Annotated in this window: 17 protein-coding genes; 11 read left to right on the forward strand and 6 right to left on the reverse strand. The window is 65.5% G+C overall.

Annotated elements, in window-relative coordinates; translation table 11 throughout:
* The first annotated feature begins 33 nt into the window (after positions 1–33).
* Positions 34–1,032: a lysylphosphatidylglycerol synthase transmembrane domain-containing protein gene (locus tag ACKI1H_RS30370; protein ID WP_138522203.1), complete on the forward strand. Its 999-nt coding sequence runs from the start codon at positions 34–36 to the stop codon at positions 1,030–1,032.
* 3 nt (positions 1,033–1,035) lie between these two features.
* Here the strand turns inward: ACKI1H_RS30370 and ACKI1H_RS30375 are convergent, their stop codons facing one another.
* Complete coding sequence (locus ACKI1H_RS30375) at positions 1,036–1,221, reverse strand: hypothetical protein (RefSeq protein ID WP_138522205.1); 186 nt, start codon at positions 1,219–1,221, stop codon at positions 1,036–1,038.
* Positions 1,222–1,308: 87 nt separating this feature from the next.
* Positions 1,309–2,160 (reverse strand): formyltetrahydrofolate deformylase, encoded by an 852-nt coding sequence (purU, locus tag ACKI1H_RS30380; RefSeq protein WP_017519713.1) that lies wholly within the window; start codon positions 2,158–2,160, stop codon positions 1,309–1,311.
* A 258-nt stretch (positions 2,161–2,418) separates the two neighbouring features.
* Here purU and mvaT point away from each other — a divergent pair, with 258 nt between their 5' ends.
* A complete protein-coding gene (gene mvaT, locus ACKI1H_RS30385; RefSeq protein ID WP_045211008.1) occupies positions 2,419–2,793 on the forward strand; it encodes a histone-like nucleoid-structuring protein MvaT in 375 nt (124 codons plus the stop codon).
* A gap of 69 nt (positions 2,794–2,862) precedes the next feature.
* Here mvaT and sbcB read toward each other — a convergent pair whose 3' ends face one another.
* Positions 2,863–4,293, reverse strand: coding sequence for an exodeoxyribonuclease I (gene sbcB / locus ACKI1H_RS30390; protein WP_138522207.1), 1,431 nt, complete (start codon positions 4,291–4,293; stop codon positions 2,863–2,865).
* Between the two features lie 141 nt (positions 4,294–4,434).
* On the opposite strand from sbcB, the gene ACKI1H_RS30395 reads away from it, so the two are divergent.
* From ACKI1H_RS30395 to ACKI1H_RS30425, 7 genes are all read left to right on the forward strand, one after another.
* Entirely contained in the window at positions 4,435–5,250 is an 816-nt protein-coding gene (locus tag ACKI1H_RS30395) for a hypothetical protein (RefSeq protein WP_440467248.1), read from the forward strand.
* 88 nt (positions 5,251–5,338) lie between these two features.
* On the forward strand, positions 5,339–6,076 hold the full coding sequence (locus tag ACKI1H_RS30400) for an RDD family protein (protein ID WP_246084861.1): 738 nt from the start codon (positions 5,339–5,341) through the stop codon (positions 6,074–6,076).
* Positions 6,073–7,059, forward strand: a complete 987-nt coding sequence (locus ACKI1H_RS30405; RefSeq protein ID WP_440467249.1) for a stage II sporulation protein M — start codon at positions 6,073–6,075, stop codon at positions 7,057–7,059. Before ACKI1H_RS30400 ends, ACKI1H_RS30405 begins: the two co-directional genes overlap by 4 nt.
* Entirely contained in the window at positions 7,046–8,641 is a 1,596-nt protein-coding gene (locus ACKI1H_RS30410) for a DUF4129 domain-containing protein (protein ID WP_440467250.1), read from the forward strand. Before ACKI1H_RS30405 ends, ACKI1H_RS30410 begins: the two co-directional genes overlap by 14 nt.
* Positions 8,638–9,921 carry a DUF4350 domain-containing protein gene (locus tag ACKI1H_RS30415; protein ID WP_440467251.1) on the forward strand — a complete coding sequence of 428 codons (1,284 nt, stop codon included), beginning with the start codon at positions 8,638–8,640 and terminating at the stop codon, positions 9,919–9,921. The genes ACKI1H_RS30410 and ACKI1H_RS30415 overlap by 4 nt, the downstream gene beginning before the upstream one ends.
* On the forward strand, positions 9,918–10,928 hold the full coding sequence (locus tag ACKI1H_RS30420) for an AAA family ATPase (protein ID WP_138522217.1): 1,011 nt from the start codon (positions 9,918–9,920) through the stop codon (positions 10,926–10,928). The genes ACKI1H_RS30415 and ACKI1H_RS30420 overlap by 4 nt, the downstream gene beginning before the upstream one ends.
* Positions 10,925–12,253: a DUF58 domain-containing protein gene (locus tag ACKI1H_RS30425; RefSeq protein ID WP_138522218.1), complete on the forward strand. Its 1,329-nt coding sequence runs from the start codon at positions 10,925–10,927 to the stop codon at positions 12,251–12,253. Before ACKI1H_RS30420 ends, ACKI1H_RS30425 begins: the two co-directional genes overlap by 4 nt.
* Positions 12,254–12,324: 71 nt before the next feature.
* Here ACKI1H_RS30425 and ACKI1H_RS30430 read toward each other — a convergent pair whose 3' ends face one another.
* The 3 genes from ACKI1H_RS30430 to ACKI1H_RS30440 form a co-directional block, all read right to left on the reverse strand.
* Positions 12,325–12,684 (reverse strand): PilZ domain-containing protein, encoded by a 360-nt coding sequence (locus ACKI1H_RS30430; protein WP_138522220.1) that lies wholly within the window; start codon positions 12,682–12,684, stop codon positions 12,325–12,327.
* A gap of 60 nt (positions 12,685–12,744) precedes the next feature.
* Positions 12,745–13,167: a DUF4124 domain-containing protein gene (locus ACKI1H_RS30435; RefSeq protein WP_138522222.1), complete on the reverse strand. Its 423-nt coding sequence runs from the start codon at positions 13,165–13,167 to the stop codon at positions 12,745–12,747.
* A 75-nt stretch (positions 13,168–13,242) separates the two neighbouring features.
* A complete protein-coding gene (locus tag ACKI1H_RS30440) occupies positions 13,243–13,611 on the reverse strand; it encodes a lipoprotein (protein ID WP_024762630.1) in 369 nt (122 codons plus the stop codon).
* A 99-nt stretch (positions 13,612–13,710) separates the two neighbouring features.
* Between ACKI1H_RS30440 and ACKI1H_RS30445 the strand changes: the two genes are divergently transcribed.
* Both ACKI1H_RS30445 and ACKI1H_RS30450 read left to right on the forward strand, forming a co-directional pair.
* The gene (locus ACKI1H_RS30445) at positions 13,711–14,535 is read left to right on the forward strand and encodes an outer membrane assembly lipoprotein YfiO (protein ID WP_440467252.1); all 825 of its coding nucleotides are present in this window, start codon (positions 13,711–13,713) and stop codon (positions 14,533–14,535) included.
* A gap of 100 nt (positions 14,536–14,635) precedes the next feature.
* A complete protein-coding gene (locus tag ACKI1H_RS30450; protein WP_440467253.1) occupies positions 14,636–15,553 on the forward strand; it encodes a universal stress protein in 918 nt (305 codons plus the stop codon).
* Positions 15,554–15,616: the final 63 nt, after the last annotated feature.

Raw genomic sequence — 15,616 nt, forward strand, 5'->3', positions numbered from 1 at the left:
GCCCGCCCCGTTTTGCCCGTCGCAGGTGCGCCCGTGAGCCGCGCCGCGTGGCTGCTGCTCGGCCTCATCGGCGCCTCGCTGATCCCGCTCGCCCTGGGCGGCCAGGAGATGCTCGACCACGTCCTCGCCTTCCCCCTCGACCAGCTGCTGATGATGTTCGGCATGATCTGCCTGTGCTGGCTGATCAACGCGCAGAAGCTGCGCGTGCTGCTCAATGGCCGCGCCGGCGAGATCGGCAAGGTGCGCTCGGTGGGTATCATCATGGCCTCGGAATTCGCCTTCTACGCCACCCCCGGCGGCACCGGCGGCCCGCTGACCCTGATGGCCCTGCTTGCCCGCCACGGCATGCGCCCGGCGCACAGCAGCGCAATCTTCGCCGTGGACCAACTGAGCGACCTGCTGTTCTTCCTTTGCGCACTGGCCGCGGTGCTGGTGTGGGCGCTGTCGCACAGCGTCAGCCCGAACCTGGAGACCTCGCTGATCACCAGCGGCGTGTTACTGGGTGGAATCTTCTTCGGCGTGGTATTGCTCGCGCGCTTCCAGCGCCGGGTGATCAAGGCCAACGGCCGGTTGTTCGAGCGCCTGGGGATGAAGCCGCGCACACGCCTGCACTGGGCGCGCAAATGCCTGCACTTCCGCGACACCCTGGTGAGCTGCCTGCGCCAGCCCAAGCGCCGGCTGCTGCTGATCTTCTTCTTCACCTGCTGCCACTGGATCCTGCGCTTCTCGGTGCTCTACATCACCCTCAAGGCGCTGGGTGTGGACCTGCACTGGGCCTGGGCCTTCCTGATCCAGTTGCTGTCACTGGCGGCGGGCCTCGCCACGCTGCTGCCCGGCGGCGCGGGGGGGACGGAGCTGACCAGCGCGGCGTTGCTCGCCCCACTGGTGGGCAAGTCCACGGCGGCCGCGGCCATCCTGATCTGGCGCGTGGTGACCTATTACTTCTACCTGGTGATGGGTGCGCCGGTATTCGCCCTGATGGCCGGCCGGCCGTTGCTGCGCAAGCTGATGGGGATGCGGGAAAGCGCCTGAGGATCAGTCGCCGGAAGGCTTGTCGTCTTCGGACGGCGCCTCGGGCTTGAGCGAATCCCAGAGTTCGGCGGCGCCGGGAAACTCGGTGCCATCCTCGTCGCTCAAGGCTTCGGGGTCGTAGCGGCTGGTACAGCCTTCGCCCAGGGTGGGCGGCGGGGTGGCGGTGCCGGGGTTCTTCGGGTCACTCATGCTGACCATCTCCAATGAGCGCAGCGCCCGCCGCCGAGCGACGGCGGGAGCATGCGGAGTACCCAGTGTAGAACGAGACCGGGTGGATCAGTCGAACACCACGGTCTTGTTGTCGTGTACTAGCACGCGGTCTTCCAGGTGGTAGCGCAGGCCGCGGGCCAGCACCAGCTTTTCCACATCCTTGCCCAGGCGCACCAGGTCCTCGATGTTGTCGCGGTGGCTGATGCGCACCACGTCCTGCTCGATGATCGGGCCGGCGTCCAGTTCCTCGGTCACGTAGTGGCAGGTCGCGCCGATCAGCTTCACGCCCCGCAGCGAAGCCTGGTGGTACGGCTTGGCGCCAACGAAGGACGGCAGGAAGCTGTGGTGGATGTTGATCACCTGGTGGCGGTACTTCTGGCACAGGTCCGGCGGCAGGATCTGCATGTAGCGCGCCAGCACCACGTTGTCGGCCTGGTGTTCATCGATCAGGCGCGAGACCTGTTCGAAGGCCGGCTGCTTGTTCTTCGGATCCACCGGGACGTGGAAGTACGGAATACCGTGCCACTCCACCATGCTGCGCAGGTCATCGTGGTTGGCGATCACGCAGGGAATCTCGCAGTCCAGTTCGCCGCTGTGCCAGCGGTGCAGCAGGTCGGCCAGGCAGTGCGATTCGCGGCTGGCCATCAGCACGACGCGCTTCTTCACCGAGGAGTCGGTAATGCGCCACTCCATGGAGAACTCGCGGGCAATCGGTGCGAAGGCCTGGCGGAAACCGTCGATATCGAACGGCAGGGAATCGGCACGAATCTCATGCCGCATGAAGAACCAGCCGTTGTCGTTGTCGGAATGGTGACTGGCCTCGGTGATCCAGCCGTTGTAAGTGGCCAGGAAATTACTCACCTTGGCGACGATGCCGACCCCGTCGGGGCAGGCGATCACCAGTCGGAAAGTGCGCATGGGTGTACTCCAGATACATCGCGAAGGCCGCCATTCTAGCGGCTGCGGGGGAAAAGATCAGCCATTGCCGCGGTGCGCCGACGAGAGCCAGTTCGGTGCATTGCGAGTGCATCGATTAATTACCAGCGAATGAACTAGTTAAATAAGTCGACAATTACCGACAAAACTTTTCCCAAGCATTTACTTGAACAACTTCGCTGACTATTATGTCTGCTACAAACTTTCCGCCACCGCTGGACCCAGAACAAGGTACCCAACATGTCGCTGATCAACGAGTACCGCGCTACCGAAGAAGCCATCAAGGAACTTCAGGAGCGCCTGAAATCCCTGGAGCAGGACGACAAGCTGAAGAAAGAGCTTGAGTTCGAAGAGAAACTTCGTGCGCTGATGGCCAGCTATGGCAAGTCCCTGCGTGACGTCATCGCCCTGCTTGATCCGGACGCGAAGCTGAGCAAATCGCCGCGTGCCGCAAAAGCCACCGTGAGCAAGCGCGCTCGCAAGGTCAAGCAGTACAAGAATCCGCACAACGGTGAAGTCATCGAAACCAAGGGCGGCAACCACAAGACCCTCAAGGAGTGGAAGGCCAAGTGGGGCGCCGAGGCCGTAGAAGGCTGGGCCACGCTGCTGGGCTAAGCCTTGCGGACATGAAAAACGCCAGCTTCGCGCTGGCGTTTTTTGTTGGCCGCAGAAAAGTGCGCGGCGCTACAGGCTATAGCGCGCGCGCAGCACCTGCGCATACTTATCCCACTCTTGCAGCACCAGACGGCCAGCCGGCGTGGCATTGACCAGTTGCTCGCTCATTGCCGCGGCAAAGTTATCCAGAGTATTGGGCGCGCCCCACTCGGTCTGATTCAGGCGCGCACGGCAGAAGTCCTGCCATTGTTGCTGTTCCGTGGCACTCAAAGTTTCCGGGAAATTGCGTGCCCGATAACGGAAGAGAAGTTCGGGAAGTCGCGCATCGTCGAACGGCCATTGTTCTTTCGCCAACCGCACGGGATCGGCCTGGCGCACCTGCTCGCACAATCGGCGATCACGGTCGCCGATAAATCCGTCATACAACTGCTGCTCGGGATCTTCACTGCCGGCGAAACTTTCCTCGGCATACAAGGGCGCTAGTTTGTCCTGCCAGTTCGCTTTCGCCTCGGTCAGCGTCCGCGCCGCCGCCAGGCAGGCGTCGAGGTCCAGGCCGATGCGTTCACGATCCTGCGGGCGCAACACGGAGAGCGGCGCCACCACCGGGCATTTGTTGATGTGCAGCAGCTTCAGCGGCACCGGCAGCTCGCCCTCTGCCAGCTCGTCACGACGCGTGTAGAGGCGCTTGCGCAGGGTTTCCGCATCCAGCTCCAGCAAGGGCGAAACGTCGGCGCCCAGGTCGCAGACGATCAATGCGTTGCGGTTGCGAGGATGCCAGCCCAGCGGCAACACCACGGACAGATAGTGCCGTGCACCGGAGAACATGCCCGAGATATGGACCATCGGCTGCAGTACACGCACCTGATCCAGCACACCCTGCTTGCCGCGCAGGCGATAGAGGTAGTCGTAAAGCTTGGGTTGGCGTTCGCGCACCAGTCGCGCCAGAGCAATGGTGGCGCGCACGTCGGACAGTGCATCGTGCGCCTGCCCATGGTCGATGCCGTTGGCCGCGGTGAGGCGTTCGAGCTTGAGGCTGACGACACCGTCCTGCTCGGGCCAGACGATACCTTCCGGCCGCAGGGCGTAAGCGGTACGCACCATGTCGATCAGGTCCCAGCGACTGTTGCCGCCCTGCCACTCGCGGGCGTAGGGATCGAAGAAGTTGCGGTACAGGCTGTAGCGCGTCACCTCGTCATCGAAACGCAAGCTGTTGTAGCCCGCCACACAAGTCCCCGGCTGCGCCAGTTCAGCGTGCAGCCGGGTCATGAATTCGGCTTCGCGCAGACCGCGCTCTTCCAGGCGATCCGGCGTGATACCGGTGACCAGGCAAGCGGCCGGGTGCGGGAGGATGTCGTCGCTGGGCCGGCAATAGAGGTTCAGCGATTCACCGATCTCGTTGAGATCCTCGTCCGTGCGGATGCCGGCCACCTGCAGCGGACGGTCACGGCGCGGGTCGATACCGGTGGTTTCGTAGTCGTACCAGAAGATGCTGGCGTTCATCGTTTTTCCTTGCCTGCAAGCGAGTGCGTCGCAGTCTAACAGTGCGGCCGACCACACTTCCAAAACGCCTCGCTGGCACCTAGCCAGCCCCCGCCTTTATGATGGGCGTCGCAAGGACACCCACTGGAAAGGACTTTCCTCATGCAAGACATCGCTGCACAAAATCCCTATAGCGCTCCACTGAGCAACCTCGAACCGGGCGCAGGCCAGAGCGCCGTGCCCTCCGTCAGCGAAGCGCTGAGCCGCGGCTACAACTTCAGCATCAACGAATTGCTGGGCGAGTCCTGGCGCCGCACGAAGGGCACCAAGGGCCTGATCATCGGCGGTTTCGTGGTCTTCTATGCGGCGATCTTCGCCCTGGTCAACGTGCTCAGCCTGTTCCTCACCGTGGTCGGCGTCGCCGGGATCGCCGGCATGGGCCTGCTGGGTGACAGCGAAGCCGCCGGCGGCATGGCGGTCGGCGCGCTGGTCGCGTTCTTCGTCGGCTCCATCGTCCTGAGCTTCGTCGCCACCGCCGTGTGCTACCCCCTGCTGGCGGGCGTGAACATGCTCGGCATCCGTCGCGCCGCCGACCAGCCACTGCGCTTCAACGAAGTCTTCAGCCACTTCGGCCGTACCTTCCAGGTAGTGGTCTGCGTGCTGCTGAGCACCCTGCTGATCTGCATCGGCTACTTCCTCTTCGTGCTGCCCGGCATCTACCTGAGCATCGCTTACATGCTGGCCATCCCGCTGGTGGTCGAGCGCGGCCTGTCGCCCTGGGCTGCCCTGGAAGCCTCGCGCAAGGCCATTACCCAGCACTGGTTCAAGGTCTTCGGCCTGCTGCTGGTGTTCGGCCTGCTGTTCATGCTCAGCACCCTGACCCTGGGCATCGCGCTGATCTGGGTGATGCCGTGGCTGATCGTCGCCATCGGCGTGCTCTACCGCACCATCTTCGGCGTGCTGCCGCCGGCCAAGTGATCAAATCGGCCTGAGCCTGCCAGCGCGGTTGCCTCGCCGCACCGCGCTGGCTAGCATCTGGCACCTACGTCATCGACAGCGGTTTCCCTTGAGCCCAGCAGACCTTTCATCCCAAGCGTCTTCCCACGCGCCCATCCTGGATACCCGCTACCACGTGGAGACCCCGGAAGGCATCGACCTGCTGCTGCGCCCTGCCGGCGTCGTCCCCCGCGCCCTCGCCTACCTGATCGACCTGGGAATTCGCGTCCTGCTGATGGTGGCGCTGTTCATGCTGCTGGCCTTCCTCGGCGAACTGGGCACGGGCCTTGGGCTGATCCTCACCTTCATCATGACCTGGTGGTACATGGTGCTCTTCGAAGTGCTCAACCAGGGCCGCTCGCCCGGCAAGCAGATGATGGGCCTGCGCGTGGTGCACGACGACGGCACACCGATCGGCTGGTCCGCCTCGCTGCTGCGCAACCTGCTGCGCTTCGCCGACATCCTGCCATTCGCCTACACACTCGGGCTGCTCAGCTGCCTGTCGAACTCCGCGTTCAAGCGCCTGGGCGACCTCGCCGCCGGCACCCTGGTGATCTACCGCGATCCGCCACCGAGCCGTCCGCAGGTGCCGGAAACCACCCCCGAACTCGCACCCTGGCCGCTGAACCTGGAAGAGCAGCGCGCCCTGATGAGCTTCGCCGAGCGCGGCACGCAGCTTTCGGCTGCTCGCCGTGAGGAGCTGGCCGGCATCCTCGCGCAACCCCTGGGCATCGCGCCCGAGCAGGCGGAGGCACGACTGAACCGTATCGCCAGCGGCCTGCTCGGCAACGGGACGGGTCACCCATGAAACAGGCTTTCTTCGAACAGCGTCACCAGGGCGGCTGGAAACGCTTCGCCAAGCGCCTGGAGCAACTGGAAAGCGGCAAGCGCCAGGAAGCGAGCGAGAAGCCCGAAGAGTTTGCCGCCGACTACCGGCGCATCTGCCAGCAGCTCGCCCTGGCCCAGGAGCGCGGCTACAGCAGCCACCTGATCGATCAACTGCAGCAGCTCGCCATGCGCGGGCACCAGCAGTTCTACCGCCACCGCAGCCACCTGGGTGCGCGCATCCTCGGCTTCCTGGTTGCCGGTTTCCCGCGTCTGGTACGCGAGGAGTGGCGCTGCATCGCCATCGCCAGCCTGCTGTTCTACGGCAGCCTGCTGCTGATGGGCGTGCTGGTCTACCACTTCCCCGACCTGGTCTACAGCGTCATGGCGCCGGAGCGGGTTTCAGAGATGGAGTCGATGTACTCGCCGGACACCACGCGCCTGGGCCCGATGAGCACGCGCGATGCGGGCGATGACTGGAAGATGTTCGGCCACTACATCATGAACAACATCGGCATCGCCTTTCAGACCTTCGCCAGCGGCCTGCTGTTCTGCGTCGGCACCCTGTTCTTCCTGCTGTTCAACGGCGTGGTGATTGGCACGGTCGCCGGCCACCTGACCCAGGTCGGCTACATCGAAACCTTCTGGTCTTTCGTCATTGGCCACGGCGCCTTCGAACTGACGGCGATCACCTTCGCCGGTGCCGCCGGCCTCAAGCTCGGCTGGGCATTGCTGTCTCCCGGCCGCCTGAGCCGCCTGGAAGCCCTGCGCCAGGCAGCCGCTCGCGCCGTGCAACTGATCGGCGGGGTGATCCTGATGCTGCTGATCGCCGCCTTCGTCGAGGGCTACTGGTCCTCCGTCACGCAGTTCTCGGCGACGGTGAAGTACATCGTCGGCGCCTGCCTGTGGTTGCTGGTGGGCAGTTATTTCCTCTTTGCCGGACGGGGTCGTCATGCGCCTGACTGACGCCAGCGTCGCCATCCGTCCACGCAGCGCCTGGGAGGCTCTCGACCTCGGCATCCTGCTCGCACGCCGGCACGCCGGCCTGTTGATGGCCAGCTGGGCGATCGTCACCCTGCCGGTGTTCGTACTGCTCTCCGTGCTGCTGTGGAACTACTCCAGCTGGGCGGTGCTGATCTTCTGGTGGCTCAAGCCCGCCTTCGAGCGCCTGCCGCTGTACATCCTGTCGCGCTCGCTGTTCGGCGATACGCCGACACTCAAGGAAGCGCTGCGGGCCTTCCCCAGCCTGCTCAAGTCGCAGTTGCTGCCCAGTCTGCTCTGGCGCCGGCTGAGCCCGACGCGCAGCTTCGACCTGCCGGTGCTGCAGCTCGAAGGCCTCAAGGGCCAGGCGCGCAGCCAGCGCCTGGTGGTACTCGGCCAGCGCAACGCCGGCAGCGCCACCTGGCTGACCATCGTCGGCATGCATTTCGAACTGGCGCTGTGGCTGGGCCTGACCACGCTGATGTACCTGATGCTGCCCAACCAATGGGTCGAAGACTGGGAGTGGAAATCGCTGATCAGCGCCGCCGAGGGCGACTGGGCCTGGCTGGAGCACATCAGCAACCTGATCTACGCGCTGCTGCTGATCGTCTGGGAACCGGTGTACGTCGCTTGCGGCTTCACCCTCTACCTCAACCGCCGGACCGAGCTGGAAGCCTGGGACATCGAACTGGTGTTCCGCCGGCTGCGCCAGCGTCTGATCGGCAGCGCCTATGCCCTGCTGCTGGTGGTGGCCGGCGCCTGCTCCCTGCTGCCGGCCGACGACGCGCTGGCCGCAGGCTCGGAAACCGCCAGCAAGGCCAGCCAAAGCTGTCCGTTGCCTGACCAGAACCCCGACGGCCCGCAGGGTGCGAGGCTGACCCAGCAGAAGCTCAACAGCGAGGACTCGCGCAGCGCGGCGGAAAAGATCCTCACCGCGCCCCCCTTCAAGAACAGCGAGAAGGTCACCAGCTGGCGCCTGCACGAAGACAAGAAAGACCAGAAGCCGGCCGACCCGGACGAGGCCAAACGCCTGAAGAGCTTCTTTGAGGCACTGGGAAACTGGAAGGCCTTCAAGTTCGCCGCGCAAGGCATCGAAGTGCTGCTCTGGGGACTTCTATTCACTGTCATCGCCCTGGTGATCTGGCGCTATCGCGAATGGCTGCGGCTGTTCGTCGGGCGCATCGGCCTGCCGCAGAAACCGCGCCGCGAAGCCCCCAGCGTGCTGTTCGGGCTGGATCTGGCGCCGGAAACCCTCCCCAGCGACGTGGCCAGTGAAGCCGAGCGCCTCTGGGACGAACAACCCCGCGCTGCGCTGGGACTGCTCTACCGAGCCCTGCTCAGCCGCCTGCTGCACGATTTCCGCATACCGCTGCGCGAATCGACCACCGAGGGCGAGGTGCTGGTACGCGTGGCCGACCTCAATGACCCGCCGCTGGACAACTTCGCCCGCAGCCTGACCCAGCAGTGGCAGGCGCTCGCCTACGGTCACCGCGCGCCGCAGGCCGAGCTCAAGCAGCAGCTGTGCAGCGAATGGCGCCACCTGTTCGGCAACGAGGTTCAGGCATGAAGCGCGGCAACCTCGCCCTGCTGGTGCTGCTCGTCCTGCTCGTGCTCGGCGGCATCGGCTACTACCTGTACCGAAACCTCGAGCCCTACACCGAGACCGTCGAACACGGCGCCTCCCCGGAGGCTCGCGCCAACCCCTATCTCGCTGCAGAAATGTACCTGCGCGGTCGCGGCATCCGCGTCACCACCGCCCGCGGCATGGAAGTGCTGGACCAGCTGCCGAGCAAGGGCCAGACCCTGATCCTGCTGGGCACCCGCGAGAACGTCACGCCGGCGCAGAACGCACGGCTGCTCGACTGGGCCAATCGCGGAGGCCACCTTATCGTCACCGCCGAAAGCCTGTGGGACGAAGACGAAGGCAAGAGCGGCGACCTGTTGCTGGATCAGTTGGGCGTGCAGCAGTTCCTCACCGCCGACCTGAAAGACAAGGATGAGGAAAAGGCCGCTCCCTCCGACGAGAAATCGGCAGATGCGTCCGAAGAGCCACCGCAGGACAACGCCGCCAAGCAGGAAGAAGAGCATCCGGACCAGCCTTCCGCCGCCCACGACAGCGATTCGGCAGACGCGGATCCTTACCCGAACCTGACCAAGCTCTACCTGGAGAATGAGAAAGCCCCGGCCTACATCGACTTCGACACCGACTATCACCTGTTCGATTCGAAGAACCTTGCCTACGCCTGGGCCAACAGCGGCGACTCCACCCACCTGCTGCAACTGCAACAGGGCCAGGGGCTGATCACCGTGCTGACCGACAACTGGATCTGGCAGAACGGCGAACTCGACTCCTACGACAACGCCTGGCTGCTCTGGTACCTGACCCAGGACAGCGCCGTCACGCTGGTCTATCGCGCCGACGGCACCAGCCTGATCACCCTGCTGATGCGCTACTTCCCGCAGGCACTGCTGGCCGCCGTCCTGCTGCTCGTTCTGGTGCTCTGGCGCAATGGCCTGCGCCAGGGCCCGCTGCAGCCCAACCCGGATCGCAGCCGCCGGCAACTGGAGGAACATCTGCGCGCCAGCGCCGACTTCATCCTCCGCCAGCGCGGCCAGCTCGCCCTGCTGCAGGGTCTGCAACGTGACGTGATGCGCCGGGCGCGGCAATGCCAGCCCGGCTTCGACCGCCTGCCGGTCGCCGAACAATGGCAAGCTCTGGGCCGCATGACGCGCATGTCGGTCAGCGCCATCAGCCAGGCCATGCGCCCCTATCCGCAACAGCGCATGGCCGTCGCCGAATTCACCCGCCAGGTCGCGCACCTGCAAAGCCTCAGGAATGCCCTATGAGCGAACAGACGCCTGAACCGTCCAGCACCACCGCCCCCAATGCTGCTGCCCAGCGCCAGCGCGCCAGCCAGCTGGCCCAGGCGCTGCGCCACGAGCTGCAGAAAGCCCTGATCGGCCAACAGTCCGTGATCGACGACGTGCTGACCGCCCTGCTCGCCGGCGGCCACGTGCTCATCGAAGGCGTTCCCGGTCTGGGCAAGACCCTGCTGGTGCGCGCCCTCGCCCGCTGCTTCGACGGTGGCTTCGCGCGTATCCAGTTCACCCCTGACCTGATGCCCAGCGACGTCACCGGCCATGCCGTGTACGACCTGGCCACCGAGCAGTTCAAGCTGCGCAAGGGCCCGGTATTCACCCACCTGCTGCTTGCCGACGAGATCAACCGCGCCCCGGCCAAGACCCAGGCCGCCCTGCTGGAAGTGATGCAGGAGCGCCAGGTCACCCTTGAAGGCCGCGCCCTGGCAGTACCGCAGCCATTCATGGTGCTGGCCACGCAGAACCCCATCGAGCAGGAAGGCACCTACCCGCTGCCCGAGGCCGAGCTCGACCGCTTCATGCTCAAGCTGCGCATCGACTACCCGCTGGAGGCCGAGGAGCAGACCCTGGTGCGCCAGGTCACCCGCTCCGCGCGCAGCGACATGCTGGACGTGGCGCCGATGCGCGCCCTGCTCAAGGACAAGGACGTGCTCGCCCTGCAGAAGATCGCCGCCGACCTGCCCATCGACGACCAGGTGCTCGACTACGCCGTGCGTATCGCCCGCACCACCCGCAACTGGCCGGGCCTGGCACTGGGCGCCGGGCCACGTGCGTCCATCGCCCTGGTGCGCTGCGCCCGCGCCCGTGCCCTGCTGCGCAGCGGCGACTTCGTGATTCCGGACGATGTGAAAGGCAGCGCCCTGGCCGTGTTGCGCCACCGCGTGCGCCTGTCGCCGGAACTGGAGATCGAAGGCCTGTCGGTGGACCAGGTGCTGCAACAGCTGCTCGACCAGGTACCGGCGCCGCGCGTATGAAGCCATCGCGCGCGCTCCTCGCGCTGCTCGGCGTCCTGCTGGCAATCGCCATCGCCCTGGGCGCGGCCGAGGCTCTGGACTCGGGCTCGGCGCTGCTCGGTCGCCTCTGGTGGGGTGCGCTTTGCGCGCTGGTCCTGCTGGCGCTGGCTGATGCCCTCTGGCTGCGCCGCACACCCTCGCCCGAGTTGCGCCGCCAGCTGAGCGGCAACCTGCCGCTGGGCCGCTGGAGCGAGGTGCGCCTGCAATTCCATCACCGCTACGCCCAGCCGCAACGCATCACGGTGTTCGACCACCTGCCCGCCGGCATGGACTTCGAATACCTGCCGCAGACCGTGGAGCTGCATCCCGGCGAGCAGACCGAACTGGGTTATCGCGTGCGCCCACTGTCCCGTGGGCATTTCGTCTTCCAGCGCTGCGAGATCGAACTGTCCAGCCCGCTGCGCCTGTGGAAGGGCCGGCGCTACCTGGAGCAGCGCGACGAAACCCGCGTCTATCCCGACTTCGCCCGCCTTTATGGCGCGGAACTGATGGCCGTGGACCACTGGCTGAATCGCATCGGCGTGCGCTCCGGCCAGCGTCGCGGCCTGGGCCTGGACTTCCATCAGCTGCGCGAATTCCGCGACGGCGACACGCTGCGACAGATCGACTGGAAGGCCACCGCGCGCAAGCGCACGCCCATCGCCCGCGAGTACCAGGACGAGCGCGACCAGCAGATTCTCTTCCTGCTCGACTGCGGCCGGCGCATGCGCAGCCACGACGGCGACCTCTCGCACTTCGACCACTCGCTCAACGCCAGCCTGCTGCTCGCCTACGTCGCATTGCGCCAGGGCGACGCGGTGGGGCTGATGACCTTCGCCGGCGACCAGCCACGCCACTTGCCGCCAGCCAAGGGCAGCGCCCAGCTCACCGCCCTGCTCAACAGCGTCTACGACCTGCGCAGCAGCCAGCGCCCGGCGGACTTCCCCGCTGCCGTGCAGGCCGTGCTCACACGCCAGCGCCGCCGTGCGCTGGTGGTGATCGTGACCAACCTGCGCGACGAGGATGACGAGGAACTGGTGGCAGCGGTGAAGCGCCTCGGGCGCCAGCACCGCGTGCTGGTCGCGAGCCTGCGCGAAGAAGTGCTGGACCGTCTGCGCCAGGCGCCGGTAGAAGGTTTCGAGGAGGCCCTGGCCTACTGCGGCGCGGTGGATTACCTGAACGCCCGCGCGGGCCTGCACGAGAAACTGGCGGCCCATGGCGTGCCGGTACTCGACGCGCGGCCGAGCCAGCTGGGGCCGGAGCTGATCAGCCGCTACCTGGGCTGGAAGAAGGCTGGCGCGCTGTAACCGTACGCCATAACCGGACGCCGGCTCCCTGGCGTCCCACACCGTGCAGATCGGTCAGCGCGTCCTGCGCTTCAGACCGACTCCACCTGCCGGCGAAAACTGAAATAACGGCGCAGCGCATCGACCAGCTCGACGTACTCCATCGGCGGTGATACCAGGCTGAAACCGGAATCGTAGTTGCCCGGGTTGACGTCCTCGCGGCACCACTGGCAGGTGGCGGCGAACTCGATCAGTTGCAGCTTGCCGTCGTGCCCGGGGATCTTCAGGCGCATTTCGAAGCGGCCACCCACCAGCATCGGCAGCTGGCTGATCAGGAGCAGCCCATCCAGCGACACGTTGCCCAGGTAACCCATCGGTTTGTCGGTGATGCTGTTGAACACCTTCAGGTAGTAGGGCAGCTGATGGCGCTCGATATGTCGTTGATGACGCATAATGGCGTTTCGCTATGAGATATCGTCCAGTATGACGATGCTGCCCCGGCAGGGCCAGTCCTAACGACAACCTTCCGCCAGTCGTGCGCTAAGCGCCTGACGAGCGGCGTCGATCTGTGCATCGCTGTAGTAAGTCCTTTCACCACTGCTGGCCTGCGAGAAGTACCGCCCGCCATGACTGAGCGAATCCAGGTCATGGCGCCACTTCGCGCACTGCTGGTCCAGCTTGGCCTGCTGCTCCGCTGCCTGGTTCTGGGCGGCGGCGCTTTCATCTCGACGCGCGTCGTAGAAGCGGCGGGTACGCTCTTCGCGCTCGCGGGTCGCCGCATCACGTTCGACGACCTGCGGCTTGACCTCGACGCGTTGCGCCCCCGGCGGTGGTGTTTCGCTGAAGTGCACCTTTCCCTGAGCGTCGGTCCAGCGGTAGATATCCGCCGAAGCCAGCAGGGGGAAACACCAGGCACAAAGCCACAGGGCGCGCATTGCTACCTCCTTGCGTGAAGCATCCATGAGATTAGCCAGCTATCGGCCCGCCTCAAGTCAGCCCACGACCGCCGGTCAGGGCGTCGCCGGGTAGGTGCGCGAGTCGCCGGGCAGGCGGCCGTTGAGCCGTAGCGTTTCCAGCCGCGCCTTGGCCCGGTAAGCATACTCGCTGGTGGGATAGCGGGCGATGATGAACTGGTAGGTCTGCGCCGCATCAACGTAGAACTTCTCGCGCTCCAGGCACTGCCCGCGCAACATGGAGATTTCCGGCTGGATCCACGGCCGCGCGCGGGCCTTGCGCTCGGTTTCCGAGAGTTCCAGCTGTACGCGTTGGCAGTCGCCACTCTTGTAGGCACGGTAGGCGTTGTTCAGGTGATAGTTCATCGACCAGCTGGTGCAGCCGGTAACACTCAGCGCCAGCAGCGCGAGGAAAAGGGTTCGCATGGGCATATCCTCCGTTGGGAAGTGTATCGGCCCGTCTTGGCCGTACTGTAGCCCGCCACTAGACTCACGTGGACCTCGCCCTGGCGCAAAGGAGCTGCCATGCGTTTCGCCCACGCCCTGTCGACTGCCCTGCCGCTTGCCGTGCTGCTGCCCTGGCTCGCCGCCTGCGCTCCCACCACGCCGCTGTTCGTCGCCCAGATCACCACTGGCGAAGTGGCCGAATACAAGCAACTCAAGAACAAGCGCATGACCGCCGCCGTGGAGGAAGAAGGCGACCTGCTCACCTACAGCGCCCAGGCCATCCGCGATGGCAAGAGCGCGGATGCCGAGAAGCTCTACCTCACCGGCTACGACAACACCCGCTATGGCCCGGAAGTGCGCGCCATCGCGCTGTACCAGATCGGCCTGATCTACATGAGCCGCTACAACGACCAGCGCAACGACCAGAAGGCGCTGGAGTATTTCCAACGCATCGACCGTGAGTTCCCCGGTACCCAGGCTGCCGAACACGCCGACGCCCGAGAACTGATCATCGGCCAGCGCGCCAAGGACCCGGTGCAGAAGACCGCCAGGCAGCTGCTGGCCGACTGGCAGCCGCAATACAACCTCGACCTGAACAAGCCGACCCTCGATCCGGACATGACCCTTCTGTCGCGCCGCGCCGTGCTCAAGGGCCGGGTGGACGAAGCCGCGCAGCTCTACCTGCTGGGCGCCGACGATCCGGCCATCCCGGCGGATATCCGCGAGAAGGCGCTTTACCAACTGGGCCTGATGTACATGGCGCCGGACAACCCGCACCCGGACCGCGAGAAGGCCATCGCCTACCTGCGCCGCCAGCTCGCCGAGTTCCCCGACGGCGAACTGGCCGACAAGGGCGCCCGCCACCTGGACCGCGCACTGAACCAGACCTCCTCACGCAACTGATCGCAAGACCCGCGCGCCGCTGAGCCACGTCAAGGCGCGTGGCCGGCGGCAGTGTCTACGCTTGCTCTGCAATGAGCGCAGAGCAAGCGAGGACTCCGCCATGAAGCTGCAGCACCTGCTCGTCATCATCGACCCGAGCCGCGAGGACCAGCCCGCGCTCACCCGCGCCCGCTGGATCGCCCAGCGTTGCGGCGCGCGCCTGGAACTGCTGGCCTGCGAGTACAACCCGGCGCTGGACAACGCCTTGCTGCTGGAGCGTGGCGACCTCGATACCGCCCAGCGCAACCTGCTGGACGAGCGCCTGGCCTGGTTGCAACAGCTGGCCGCACCACTGCGCGGGGCCGGTCTCGATGTGCATTGCCAGGTGCGCTGGGGCAAATCCCTGCACCACCAGGTCGTACTCCACTGCGAGCAGAGCACACCGGACCTGGTACTCAAGTCCGCGCACCACCACAACCTGCTCAAGCGCCTGTTCCTCACCAATAACGACTGGCAGCTGATCCGCCATTGCCCGCAGCCGCTGTGGCTGGTGCAGCACGGCGAATGGGCCGGGAAAAACCTGTGTGCCGCCGTCGATCCACTGCATGCCGGCGATGCCCCTGCCGCACTGGACCACCGGCTGATCACGGTGGCCCGAGAACTGGAGCAGCGACTGCAACTGGACGCCCACTATCTGCACGCGTACATGGCCCTGCCGCATACCCTGGCCTTCAATGCGGAACTGCTGGCCAACTACGATAACTACGTACTGCGCACCGAAGCCCATCATCGCGAAGCCTTCGACGCCCTTCTCGCGCATTACCCGCAGATAGACCGCCAACGCACGCTATTGGGCCAGGGCTTTGCCGAGGAAGTGATCCCGGCTTATGTGAAGGATCACGCCATCGACCTGTTGCTGATGGGCGCCGTCGCCCGTGGCCAGCTCGACAATGCGCTGATCGGCCAGACCGCCGAGCGGGTCTTCGAGGAAGTCGAATGTGACCTGCTGGTGATCAGGCCGCCTGAGACAGCGACCTGAAAGAGTCACCTGAAAGAGAGTAAGATGGCGCCCTGGCCGCTCCGGACCCGCTTCGGCGGCGGC

The organism is Pseudomonas sp. YH-1 (assembly GCF_051990045.1).
Taxonomy (GTDB): domain Bacteria; phylum Pseudomonadota; class Gammaproteobacteria; order Pseudomonadales; family Pseudomonadaceae; genus Pseudomonas; species Pseudomonas nicosulfuronedens.

What these genes read in the sequence shown, in the direction of transcription:
- ACKI1H_RS30375 (WP_138522205.1), bottom strand. Translation starts at nt 1,221, where the DNA reads ATGAGTGACCCGAAGAACCCCGGCACCGCCACCCCGCCGCCCACCCTG.
- purU (WP_017519713.1), bottom strand. Translation starts at nt 2,160, where the DNA reads ATGCGCACTTTCCGACTGGTGATCGCCTGCCCCGACGGGGTCGGCATC.
- mvaT (WP_045211008.1), top strand. Translation starts at nt 2,419, where the DNA reads ATGTCGCTGATCAACGAGTACCGCGCTACCGAAGAAGCCATCAAGGAA.
- sbcB (WP_138522207.1), bottom strand. Translation starts at nt 4,293, where the DNA reads ATGAACGCCAGCATCTTCTGGTACGACTACGAAACCACCGGTATCGAC.
- ACKI1H_RS30395 (WP_440467248.1), top strand. Translation starts at nt 4,435, where the DNA reads ATGCAAGACATCGCTGCACAAAATCCCTATAGCGCTCCACTGAGCAAC.
- ACKI1H_RS30405 (WP_440467249.1), top strand. Translation starts at nt 6,073, where the DNA reads ATGAAACAGGCTTTCTTCGAACAGCGTCACCAGGGCGGCTGGAAACGC.
- ACKI1H_RS30410 (WP_440467250.1), top strand. Translation starts at nt 7,046, where the DNA reads ATGCGCCTGACTGACGCCAGCGTCGCCATCCGTCCACGCAGCGCCTGG.
- ACKI1H_RS30415 (WP_440467251.1), top strand. Translation starts at nt 8,638, where the DNA reads ATGAAGCGCGGCAACCTCGCCCTGCTGGTGCTGCTCGTCCTGCTCGTG.
- ACKI1H_RS30420 (WP_138522217.1), top strand. Translation starts at nt 9,918, where the DNA reads ATGAGCGAACAGACGCCTGAACCGTCCAGCACCACCGCCCCCAATGCT.
- ACKI1H_RS30425 (WP_138522218.1), top strand. Translation starts at nt 10,925, where the DNA reads ATGAAGCCATCGCGCGCGCTCCTCGCGCTGCTCGGCGTCCTGCTGGCA.
- ACKI1H_RS30430 (WP_138522220.1), bottom strand. Translation starts at nt 12,684, where the DNA reads ATGCGTCATCAACGACATATCGAGCGCCATCAGCTGCCCTACTACCTG.
- ACKI1H_RS30435 (WP_138522222.1), bottom strand. Translation starts at nt 13,167, where the DNA reads ATGCGCGCCCTGTGGCTTTGTGCCTGGTGTTTCCCCCTGCTGGCTTCG.
- ACKI1H_RS30440 (WP_024762630.1), bottom strand. Translation starts at nt 13,611, where the DNA reads ATGCGAACCCTTTTCCTCGCGCTGCTGGCGCTGAGTGTTACCGGCTGC.
- ACKI1H_RS30445 (WP_440467252.1), top strand. Translation starts at nt 13,711, where the DNA reads ATGCGTTTCGCCCACGCCCTGTCGACTGCCCTGCCGCTTGCCGTGCTG.
- ACKI1H_RS30450 (WP_440467253.1), top strand. Translation starts at nt 14,636, where the DNA reads ATGAAGCTGCAGCACCTGCTCGTCATCATCGACCCGAGCCGCGAGGAC.